The sequence below is a fragment of the Microbacterium sp. Kw_RZR3 genome, from assembly GCF_029222405.1.
Lineage (GTDB): Bacteria > Actinomycetota > Actinomycetes > Actinomycetales > Microbacteriaceae > Microbacterium.
In genome coordinates this window covers 1-519 of record NZ_JARHXC010000012.1, presented here as the reverse complement: position 1 = coordinate 519, position 519 = coordinate 1, and the positions used below count along the sequence as shown (strand labels likewise).

1 protein-coding gene is annotated in these 519 nt (G+C 74.6%); it reads right to left on the bottom strand.

Translation table 11 applies throughout. From position 1 onward, the window contains the following. The coding region (locus P2P98_RS00360) for a pyridoxamine 5'-phosphate oxidase family protein (protein ID WP_275796097.1) at positions 1-193 on the bottom strand (193 nt) is incomplete at its 3' end. Between the last annotated feature and the right edge of the window lie 326 nt (positions 194-519).

Sequence of the window (519 nt, the reverse complement as noted above, 5' to 3'; positions counted from 1 at the left end):
CACCGGATGCCACCCCGGCCGCCGCGATCGCCCGCGCATGCCGCGACCCGAGGTCGGACTCGACGTACAGGCCGCGAGGAAGGAGCCGGTACTGCGCGGCCGCTGTCCACGGGCCGTCTACGTCGGCGGTTCCGATGACGACGAAGCGCTGCGCCGCGAGGATCGCCGCCGCGCGCTGTTCCGGAGAAGACATGGGGCAATCGTGCGGAGCGCGGGCGACGCCGGTGTTTCCGCGGCGTAACGCTTGATCGTCGGCGTCGGGCCGGTGGCATCCGGGGTCTTACGCTCGGGGCATCGCCGCCCGCGTGCGCGGCATCCCGACACCCGCCGGAAGGACCCCCGTGACCGACGCCGTGCATCCGGCCATCACCGACCCGCACGTGCGGGCGCACCTTGCGCGGCTCGCGGCGCAGGCGGGAACCATCCCGTCCGGTGCCACGGATGCCGACGGCGACGACGCCGCGCGCATCGCTGAGCTCCGCGCGAACCCGTCGTGGGTGCGCCTGCCCGACGACGGGT